At 67.2% G+C, this 10,077-nt stretch carries 9 protein-coding genes and 1 pseudogene; 6 read left to right on the plus strand and 4 right to left on the minus strand.

Features of this window, described 5'->3' with window-relative positions:
• On the minus strand, positions 1 to 113 hold a 113-nt coding region (locus tag JO059_RS14445; RefSeq protein ID WP_293319830.1), incomplete at its 3' end, for a hypothetical protein.
• A gap of 141 nt (positions 114 to 254) precedes the next feature.
• Between JO059_RS14445 and JO059_RS22960 the strand changes: the two are divergent.
• A pseudogene (locus JO059_RS22960) lies at positions 255 to 350 on the plus strand (hypothetical protein); the annotation flags it as partial.
• Between the two features lie 123 nt (positions 351 to 473).
• Here the strand turns inward: JO059_RS22960 and JO059_RS14455 are convergent.
• The gene (locus tag JO059_RS14455; protein WP_293319818.1) at positions 474 to 1,457 is read right to left on the minus strand and encodes an amidohydrolase family protein; all 984 of its coding nucleotides are present in this window, start codon (positions 1,455 to 1,457) and stop codon (positions 474 to 476) included.
• Between the two features lie 190 nt (positions 1,458 to 1,647).
• On the opposite strand from JO059_RS14455, the gene JO059_RS14460 reads away from it, so the two are divergent.
• The 3 genes from JO059_RS14460 (at position 1,648) to JO059_RS14470 (ending at position 5,071) form a co-directional block, all read left to right on the plus strand.
• Complete coding sequence (locus JO059_RS14460) at positions 1,648 to 2,433, plus strand: SDR family NAD(P)-dependent oxidoreductase (RefSeq protein ID WP_293319819.1); 786 nt, start codon at positions 1,648 to 1,650, stop codon at positions 2,431 to 2,433.
• A gap of 122 nt (positions 2,434 to 2,555) precedes the next feature.
• A complete protein-coding gene (locus JO059_RS14465) occupies positions 2,556 to 3,662 on the plus strand; it encodes a phenazine antibiotic biosynthesis protein (RefSeq protein WP_293319820.1) in 1,107 nt (368 codons plus the stop codon).
• Positions 3,663 to 3,697: 35 nt separating this feature from the next.
• Complete coding sequence (locus JO059_RS14470) at positions 3,698 to 5,071, plus strand: aldehyde dehydrogenase family protein (RefSeq protein WP_293319821.1); 1,374 nt, start codon at positions 3,698 to 3,700, stop codon at positions 5,069 to 5,071.
• A 3-nt stretch (positions 5,072 to 5,074) separates the two neighbouring features.
• Here JO059_RS14470 and JO059_RS14475 read toward each other — a convergent pair whose 3' ends face one another.
• A complete protein-coding gene (locus tag JO059_RS14475) occupies positions 5,075 to 5,842 on the minus strand; it encodes a cutinase family protein (RefSeq protein ID WP_293319822.1) in 768 nt (255 codons plus the stop codon).
• Positions 5,843 to 6,057: 215 nt separating this feature from the next.
• Here JO059_RS14475 and JO059_RS14480 point away from each other — a divergent pair, with 215 nt between their 5' ends.
• Together JO059_RS14480 and JO059_RS14485 are read left to right on the plus strand one after the other, a co-directional pair.
• Positions 6,058 to 6,960: an SDR family NAD(P)-dependent oxidoreductase gene (locus JO059_RS14480; protein WP_293319824.1), complete on the plus strand. Its 903-nt coding sequence runs from the start codon at positions 6,058 to 6,060 to the stop codon at positions 6,958 to 6,960.
• A complete protein-coding gene (locus JO059_RS14485) occupies positions 6,960 to 8,558 on the plus strand; it encodes an AMP-binding protein (protein ID WP_293319826.1) in 1,599 nt (532 codons plus the stop codon). The genes JO059_RS14480 and JO059_RS14485 overlap by 1 nt, the downstream gene beginning before the upstream one ends.
• Before the next feature lie 48 nt (positions 8,559 to 8,606).
• Here JO059_RS14485 and JO059_RS14490 read toward each other — a convergent pair.
• Positions 8,607 to 10,077 (minus strand): cation-translocating P-type ATPase (locus tag JO059_RS14490; protein WP_293319828.1); only part of this gene is annotated, 1,471 nt, incomplete at its 5' end.

Genomic DNA, 10,077 nt, shown 5'->3' on the forward strand with positions numbered 1-10,077 from the left:
GGCCCCGGTAGGAGGAGCAAGTCGACCGGGCCCTCGCCGAAGACCTGGTAGGCGATATCGACCTCGCCACAACTGGCGTAGCGAGTCCGCGGAGCTGCGGAAAGCCCGGCCACGCATACAGGCTAGTGCAGGTTCCCGACAACTTCCCGAGACGCCGACGCGCAAGACTCGCTAACGGCCGATGATCGGTACCGGGTAACGGGCGGCGTAGTCGCGGACGGTCAGCCACAGACCTACGACGAGTTCCTCGACTATTGGGACGAGATGCTCGACCGGTTCGTCCCGCACAAGACCGTGCTGTACGGCACCGGCTGGGCACCCTGCCGCCGCAGATGCGCGAGGTCTGCGGGCTCGAATGGGATGCCATCAAGGAGAGGCGTTTCCAGCGGTTCGCCGCCGCGATGCGCGCGCTGAACCCGTTGATCAACCGGCTAGCCCTGCCGTTGATCTACCTGCGCTGGGGATGCCGCGGCCTAGATGCGCAGCAGCCGTTCGGCGTTGCCGTGCGCGATCTTCTCCCGGTCGGCAGCGGGCAGTGTCGTTTGCTCGAATCCCTTGACCGCCTCGAGCGACGACTCGTACGGATAGTCGACGGAGAACATCATGGCGTCCGCGCCGACCTCGAGGACCGCTCCCAACATGACCGCCGGCGAGAACACCCCGCTGTTGGTGAAGACGACGTTGGTGCCCAGGTACGCCGAGGGCGGCCGCTTCAGCGGAGCCGTCGTCGCCTCTAATTCCAGGGTCGCGTAGCGGGCGTCCAACCGGCTGCGCTGGAACGGCAGGAACTCGCCCATGTGCCCCAGGATCAGCGTCGTCCCGGGGTGCCGGTCGAACACGCCGCCGAACAGCAGCCGCAGGGCGTGACCGCTGACCTCGGCCGCCCAGCTCCAGGTCGCGCCGAACAGCTCCGGGCGGCCGTCGATGACGCGCCAGCGATCGGCCGGCGGCGCTCCGGGGTGCAAATACAGCGGCACGGCAAGGGATTCCACCGCCGACCACAGCTCGTCATACTCGGGCGCATCCAAATAGCGTCCGCCCGGCCCGCTGATGCAATCGTTGACCAGCGCCCCGCACAGCCCGTCCTGGGTGACCGCGCGCTCCAACTCACGCGCGGCGGCGGCGGGGTCTTGGAGCGGCAGCGCGGCGAATCCCCGGAAGCGATCTGGGTGCCCGTCAATGACTTTCGCCAGGTAGTCGTTGGCGAACCGTGCCTGCTCGCACGACCGCTCGGCGTCGATGTCGACCTGCAGGCCCGGTGACGTCAGGGACAGGACCTGGATGTCGATGCCGGCGTCGTCCATCTCCGCCAGCCGGTATTCGGTGAAATCGGGTAGCCGGCGTTCGTAGCGCTCGCTGAACTCGGGCTTCAGCAGCCGCATCAGTTGTTCGTGGGCCGGTTGCAGGTCGGCTAGCTCCGGAATGGAAAACGCTTCCTCCAAGGCGATGTAACGCATTCGTCTCCTCGTGTCTGCTGCGTTGCGGCCGGCGTGCCCGGCGCCCTGCCGTCCGACTCTGCGCCAGGCCGGCGCATATGTGCAATCAATCCGCGGTGAAACCTTGTGGTAGCCGATCATCGTTGTCGTACGCTTCGAGTTCGCCGCCAGATGCGGCGCAAGCGTGCTGAATTCCGAAGGAGGGGCGGCGATGCAGCTGACGGAGAATACGGTCCTGGTAACCGGAGGCGGGACCGGGATCGGGCGCGGCTTGGCGGAGGCATTGAACATGCTCGGCAATCGGGTGATCATCGCGGGCCGGCGCCGTGCGCAGCTGGAGTCAGTCGTCGAGGCCAATCCGGGCATGCAGATGATGTCGCTGGATCAAAGCGATCCCGCCGACATCAGGCGCTTCGCCACGGAGCTCACAGACCGCTATCCGGCAATCAATGTCGTCGTCAACAACGCCGGCATCCAGCGGATGGAAGACCTCACCTCAGGAGGACCCGGCACGGCCGAGCTGACGGTCGCGATCAATCTGCTCGGCCCGATCCGGCTCACCGCGGCCCTGCTGCCGTCGCTGGTGAAGAAGCCCCGCGCGGCGATCGTCAACGTATCGTCGGGCCTGGCATTTGTGCCCAGCGCGCTCACCCCGACGTACTGCGCCACCAAGGCGGCGCTGCATTCGTACACCCAGTCGCTGCGTTATCAGCTCCGCCAGACGGCGGTCCAGGTGATAGAAATCGTCCCACCACACGTGCAAACGGGGTTGCAGCGCGGGCGGGGGTTCGACGCCAGCGACCCCAGGGCGATGCCGCTGGACGAGTACATCGCCGAGACGATGAGCCTGTTACGGACGCAACCCGACGCCGACGAGATCATCGTGGAGCGTGTCAGGCCGTTCCGGTTCGCCGAGCGCGACGGCGTGTACGACGAGATCTACCCTGCCCTCAACGAAGCGATCGCGGCACACGTCGGTCGGGCTCCGACGCGCTGATCGGCTGCCGAAAACCGCGGGACCACAAAGAGTTTGTCAGCTGGTCAGGCTGCGTTCAACCACGGTCTGCCGACGACGGTCGAGTCACCTCGGCGGGCGGTTGCTGTGACAGGATCGGTGGCGTGGCCAGTGCTGATTTCCCGGTCGATTTTTCGGTGTTGGACGTGCCCAGGACGGTTCCGATCGCGGACCCCGAGGCTTATCTGCGCGCCGCGATGTGCTGGCACTTCGGGGAGGACACCGGATCCCCGTTCTGGCTGCGAGCGGCGAGGAAGCTGGACTTCGACCCGGTGACCGACGTCAAAGCCTTCGCGGATCTGCGCCGGTTTCCCAATCTGGTCAACGAATTGCGCGATGTGCCGGTGGAGGATCTCATCCCGCGGGGCTACGGTTCGACCCCGCCGGTGCCGCAGATATTCGAATCCGGCGGCACCACGGGCGCCCCGAAACGCACTGCGCAGCTGCCGGATTGGATAGCCCAGGTCGTCGAATGGCAGACCGAGGACTTCGCCGGCGGCGGCTTCGTGCCCGGCCGGGGCTTCCTGTGCCTGATGCCGAGCGGTCCGCATGGCGTCGGCTACTTTTCCCGATTGGTCAGTGAGCGGCTGGGCGCGATCTTCCACGCGGTCGACATCGACCCGCGCTGGGTGAAGAAGGTCGCGGCGCGCAACGCCGGCGACGAGGTGGCCGCCTACGTCGAGCACGTCATCGAGCAGGCCGTCTTCGTGCTGCGGACGCAGAACGTCGCCAACCTGCACACCACGCCGCCGCTGCTGGAGGCCCTCGCCCGAAACGACCGCGTGGTGGACCTGCTGAACGACAAGGTCCGCTACCTGTTGCTCAGCGGGGCACACGTGGACGCAGACACGCTCGACCTGCTGCGCGAGATCTTTCCGAAAGCCACCATCACCGTGGCCTTCGGCAGCACGATGGTGCTTTCCCAAGCGGTGACGCGAACCACCGATGACGGCACGTTCGTCTTCGACCCGAGGACGCCCTACGTCGTGTTCTGGGTGGTCGATCCCGATACCCGGGAACAAGTTCCGTACGGGCAGCAGGGCCAGGTGGTCATGAACCACGTCAGCAAAGGAATGTTCATACCGAACAACCTGGAGCGCGATCTGGCGGTCCGGATGCCCGGGCCTGCGGGACAACTCAGCGATTCCGTCAGCCAGGTGCGGCCGGTGACCACCTTCGAAGGAGAGGCCGTCGTCGAGGGCGTGTATTGAACATGGAACCCGAGCAAGGCTGTACCACAACCGATTTGGTTCATATCGATGCGCTCGGACCGGGCGGCGAGTACCGTACCCGCAACCGCGAAGTCATTATGAGCAGTGCCGGCGTCGCGGTTGCCGAGCTGAGTATCGTTCCCCCGTTGTATGTTTCGCGAGCAATTGCCGCACAGCGCGGGGTCCGGCCGCTGTCGACGGCACAGCGGGAGGAGGCGCTGGCCCGCGCCGCCGACGTCTTCGCCTCCGCGGTCATCGACGGTCTGGACTTCGAGTCGTATGTTCGTCTGGCCAGCCGTATTTCGGGACTGCCAATCGCGGTTACCCGCGCCGGGGCACGGGAGGTGGCCAGTGCCGTCGCGACGGCCTTCGATGCGGTGTTGCCGGCGCGGCCGACGGGCACCGCGCTCGACTGGCGCGAGCAACGGACCCGCACCGGCGGTGCGGTGTGGGCACGGCGTGGGGACGTGTTCGCCGTGCACGCCGCCGGAAACGGCCCAGGCGTGCACGGTCTGTGGCCTCAGGCGCTCGCGCTGGGATACCGGGTGGCCGTGCGCCCGTCGCGCCGGGAGCCCCTGACAGCACATCGACTGGTTAACGCCTTGCGCCAGGCGGGTTTTCGCCCGGAAGACGCCGTCTATCTGCCCACCGACCATGGCGGCGCCGACGAGATCATCCGCTCTGCCGATCTCGCCCTGGTGTACGGCGGTCAAGACGTGGTGGACAAGTACGCGAACGATCCCAAGGTGGTCGTCAACGGGCCCGGCCGGGCCAAGATCCTGATCACCGCCGACCGGGACTGGCGTGACCATGTCGATCTCGTCGTCGACTCGATCGCCAACCTCGGTGGTATGGCGTGCGTCAACGCCACCGCGGTGCTCTACGAGGGCGACCCCACGCCGCTGGCACATGCGATTGCCGAGCGGTTGACGGCCATCGCGCCGTTGCCCACCGAAGACGAGCGCGCGACCCTGCCCACGCAGCCGCTTGAGAAGGCTCGCGCGCTGGCGAGCTATCTGGCTGTCAAGGCCGCGGGAACGACGCCGCTGCTCGGCGCCGATCAGGTGGTCTTCCCACTCGGCGACGGCTACGCCGCGCTGCGTCCGGCCCTGCACGTGATGGACGAGCCGGGCGCCGGCGGCCGCGATGACCCGCTCAACGTCGAGTTGCCGTTTCCCTGCGCGTGGGTGTCGTCGTGGTCACGCGACGCGGGCGTGGCACCGCTGCGGCATTCGCTGGTCGTCGCCGCCGTCACCGGCGACGAGCAGCTCATCGACAGCCTGATCGCGGAACCGACGATCACCAACGTCTACTGCGGCCGCCCGACCTTTTATGCGGCGCCCAACATCCCGCACGACGGATTCCTGGCGGACGTGTTGATGCGCAACAAGGGCTTCGTCAGGGAGTAGCGGCTAGCTTCCAAACCCTCCGGCCGGGGATGCGACGACGGTCGGTGGTCCGCCGGAACCTGCGCCAAGGCGACTGGCCGCAAACGCGGCGCCCTTGTCGATCATTGCGCCGTTGGTCGCGTACGTGTCGTGCGCGGCAAAATTCATGCCCTCGGAACAGATCGGGTCCTCCGGCGCGCATACCTTGATCGTCTTGGGCTGATAAAGGGGGCCGATGACGACTGGCGGCTCACCGAGGAAGTTCATCGCCTTGTCGCTCGGCGTCGCGAAGAGCACGACCGACGAGACGTGGTTGGCCACCTCGGGGTCCAGGGGTTTGGGGACCGACGCCGGATCGATTCCGTCCGGAACCGAGGCGGAGGTGACGAAGCCCATCACCGCCGCGCCTTGCGAATAGCCGCTGAGCACCATCTTCGTGTTGGGGCAATCGTGTGCCATCGAAACGACATGCGCGCCGGCATCCCTGATGCCGTCGACGCCGGTGCTCCACTCGTGGGTGGCCGGATAGGTCACCGGATACACGTCGAGCGACCGAGCGCCCACGCGCGAACGCAGGTCGTCGATGAACGCCTGTCCGGTCGCGCCGACACCGGGCGGTTCATCGGTGCCGCGGGCGAAGACCACCTGAACGTCCGGGCAAGGTTGGGCGGACGCCGAGGGGATGGCAGCCACGAGGACCGAGGCACCAACGCCCGACGCCGCGACCACCGCGGAGGCAAGTAAACGAGCGACAGGTAAGTGAGGGGATTGAGGGAACTGACGTGCGATCATGCCGCATGAGGTGCCCAAGGATACGTCGGCCTAAACCAGGCCTAACCGCGATTTTTTCCGGCAAGAATCCGGTGCCTGCTAAGCCCCCGCAATCCGAGGCCGGAGCGCCGACCCGCAGCCCGATGTGATCTCCTAGCTGTAGCCGAGTCGAGGCGCACGGCGAGCACAGAGCCACAGACTCGATCCGCGGTTCGAAAGTGGATGCGGCAGGGGATATGAACGCGATTGCGCAGGCCTTTAACGGGGCGCTGGAAGCGGCCACGAGCCGGTTGGCCAATCCCGCGCGGGTGTCGGATCCCGACAAACTGCGCCGCGTCGTGTCCGGTAAGACCGTGCTGGTGACGGGTGCGTCCTATGGAATCGGCGAAGCGACGGCGCGCAGGATGGCCGCGGCGGGCGCCACTGTGCTGGTTGTCGCTCGGTCAGCCGACAGGCTCGACGACCTCGCGGCGGCGATCAACGCCGGCGGGGGCCGCGCTGTCGCCTACCCGACCGATCTCACGGACGAAGCCGCCATCAATGCGCTGACGAAGGAGGTCACCGAGAGCCACGGTCCGGTCGACATTGTTGTCAGCAACGCCGGCAAGTCCTTGCGCCGCTCGCTGCATCACCAATACGACCGCCCGCACGACTTTCAGCGCACCATCGACATCAACTACCTCGGGCCGATCTGGCTGCTGCTGGGGCTGTTACCCGCGATGCGCGAGCACGGGGGCGGGCACATCGTGAACGTGTCGAGCGTCGGGGTGCGCGTCGTACCCGGCCCGCAATGGGGCGCCTACCAGGCCTCCAAGGGAGCTTTCGATCGCTGGCTGCGCAGTGTGGCGCCCGAACTGCACATTGATGGTGTGGACGTCACGTCGGTTTACTTCGCGCTGGTGCGCACGAGGATGATCGCGCCCACACCAATCCTCGGCCAGCTTCCAGGCATGTCGCCGGACGAAGCCGCCGACACCATCGCCAAGGCGATCATCGAACGGCCCCGCACCATCGAGCCGCCCTGGGTGTGGCCGGCCGAGGTGGCTTCCGTGCTGCTGGCCGGGCCCGCCGAGCGCGCAGCACGGCTGTGGCATCGCCGCTTCTTCGCCAACACCGAAGCCGGCGAGGCCCAGCGTTGATGCCCTTAACGTCCGACGGGGTGATTGCCACGGCAGCCCGGGCCATGCTGCGTTCGGGACTGCTGAGTCCGCCCTCTCCGGCGGCCGGGGTTCGGCTTATCACCGAGGCGCGCCGAAGCGGCACGAATCCCTACACCCTGTTGGCAATCGCGGCGGCTCGATGGCCAAACCGGGCGGCAATAATCGATGACGACGGCGCGCTGGGCTACCGCGACTTGCGGTCGGAGACCGAATGCCTCGCACTCCAGTTGGCCGCCCAAGGCATTGGACCCGGTCAAGCCGTTGGGGTCATGTGCCGCAACGGACGGGGCTTCCTCAAGGGATTTTTCGCCGCGGCCCTGGTGGGTGCCGACGTGGTGCTGGTAAATACCGATTTCCGCGCCGACGCGCTGGCTTCCGCGATCAGCGCACATCGAATCACGGCGCTGGTCGCCGACGAAGAATTCAGCGAAAGGCTGCGGGGCGCCCAGAATGGGGAGGCATCGGTCGTCGTCATCGACCCAGCGACGGTCACCGCACAGGACCCCGACTCACAACCCGCGCGGCCCTCGGTGGGCGCGCCCGGCCGAATCGTTCTGCTGACATCGGGCACCACCGGCAAGCCCAAGGGCGTGCCGCGCACCCCGCAGCTGCGTTCGGCGGTGGGAGTGTGGGTGACGATCCTTGATCGCACTCGGTTGCGTACGGGGTCGCGGGTTTCGGTGGCGATGCCGATGTTTCACGGGCTGGGGCTTGGCATGCTGACGCTCACGCTCGCCCTCGGCGGCACGGTGCTGACAAACCGCCACTTCGACGCCGAGGCGGCGCTCGCGCAGGCATCGCTGCATCGCGCCGACGCGTTCACGGCGGTGCCGGTGGTGCTCGCTCGCATCCTTGACTTGCCCCAGCGCGTGCGGGCGCGAAACCCGGTGCCGTACTTGCGCGTGGTGATATCGAGCGGAGACCGGCTCGATCCCAGTCTCGGCCAGCGGTTCATGGATGCCTACGGCGACATCCTTTACAACGGCTACGGTTCCACCGAGGTCGGTATCGGGGCGCTGGCGACGCCGGCCGACCTGCGCGACGCGCCGGAGACCGTCGGGAAGCCGGTCGCCGGCTGCCCGGTGCGCATCATCGACAAAAGCGGCAGGCCCGTCGGTCCCCGTGTCACCGGGCGCATATTCGTCGGGGGCGAATTGACCAGCGAGGGTTATACGGGCGCCCCGGCCGTCGAAGCCAAGACGGTCATCGACAACATGACCAGCACCGGGGACATGGGGTACCTGGACAACGTGGGCCGGCTCTTCATCATCGGCCGAGAAGACGACATGATCATCTCCGGCGGCGAGAACGTCTATCCGCGTGCGGTCGAGAACGCGCTCGCCGAACACCCCGACGTTGCCGAGAATGCCGTCATCGGTGTTCCGGACGAGCGCTTCGGCCATCGACTGGCCGCCTTCGTCGTGCTGCAGCCGCAGAGCGCGATCGACGAGCCCGGCCTACGAGAGTACCTGAAGCGCAAGGTTTCTCGCTTCGAACAGCCCCGAGACATTCACGTCGTCGCCAGCATTCCGCGCAATCCCGCGGGCAAGGTGGTGCGCAAGGAACTTTTGACCTGACGCCCTCGTCACGAATCACACCGCGCGGGGCGTCACCCGATTAATGAATCACCTAGGGAACGTAGGTGCGCTTACCGGCTTGGCCGTGTCGGCTTCCAGGGCGGCGACCCTCTTGGCGAGCCAATTGGGCGCCAGTGCCGAGATCGCGGTGGCTCCCCCGGTAGCACCCAATACCCCCGTCCACGCGACCGGCCCCAACGGCGTGCACCCGAAGAACTGGCTGACAACAGGCGTCTGGACGATGCCCACCAGCACACCGGCGCTGCCCAGCGCGGTCGCCACCACGAGCGGACTGTGTCGACGCGTGAGCAGGGTTTGCGCCAGCTGCGTCGTCACCAAGGCGGTCAATCCCATTGTCGCGGTGCGGCGTTCGCTGCCCGGCGTCCACCGTCCGATGGCCCAGGCGGCCGTCGCACCGGCCGCTGTGACGGCACCTCGGGTGACGATCTGGCGCATCAGCGGAGCGTCGAGGGAGGGCTTAGGCCCGGTCAGCACCGCGCGTTGGTGTTCGCGCCGCGCCGCCTCCGCCTCTTCATCGGTTTCGTACGCGGCTTCGTCGGGCTCGACGTATTGCGAAGTGACCGCCACCGCAAGTGCGGGGAACATATCGGTGAGCAGGTTCACCAACAGCAGCTGGCGGGTGCCCACCGGCGCGCGCCCGGTCCCGAAAGCGGTTCCGATGATGGTGAACAGCACTTCGCCCACATTGCCGCCCACCAGGATCGTGACCGCATCGCGAACGCCCGACCACATGCTGCGGCCCTCGACCAGCGCGTCGAGCAGCACGCCCAAATCGTCGTCGGTCAGCACGATGTCGGCGGCACCGCGCGCTGCCGACGAACCACGGCCACTCACCCCGATGCCCACGTCGGCCATCCGAATGGCGGCGGCGTCGTTGGCCCCGTCGCCGACCATCGCGGTCACTCGACCGCAGCGCTGCAGCGCGGCCACAATCTGTACCTTCTGTTCCGGGCTGACGCGGGCAAAAACCTGGACGTCGGCGGCGAGCTGGGCGCATGCGTCCTCGTCGAGGCCGGCCAGTTCCGCGCCGGTCACCACCCGAGCATCGGATGGCATACCCAACTGGCGGGCGATCGCCCGTGCGGTGATGGGGTGATCGCCGGTAATCAGCACGACGTTGCGGTCGGCGTCCACCAGCGCCTCGATCAGGGGGCGCGCCGAGGGCCGTGCGGTGTCCGCCAAACCCACATAACCGAGCAACTCGAGGTCCTGGGCGGCCGCGTCGACGGCGTCGGCGTCGGTTTCCTCATCGTCGCTGGTCCCGTTGTCCCAGCGGCGCCGCGCCACGGCGAGTACACGCAAGCCTTCTTCGGCCAGGCTGTGCACCAGGGATTCCGCATGCTCGCGGTCTGCGTCCGGATCGGCGAACCGACAACGCGGCAAAACCACCTCGGGAGCGCCCTTGAGCATCAGGATTGGCGACGACGGTTCCGCGCTCAACGTGCCTATCGCGGCGGCAAAGCCACGACTTGATTCAAACGGCACCTCGGCGAGCACC

It is taken from the genome of Mycobacterium sp. (genome assembly GCF_019247615.1).
Classification (GTDB): Bacteria; Actinomycetota; Actinomycetes; order Mycobacteriales; family Mycobacteriaceae; genus Mycobacterium.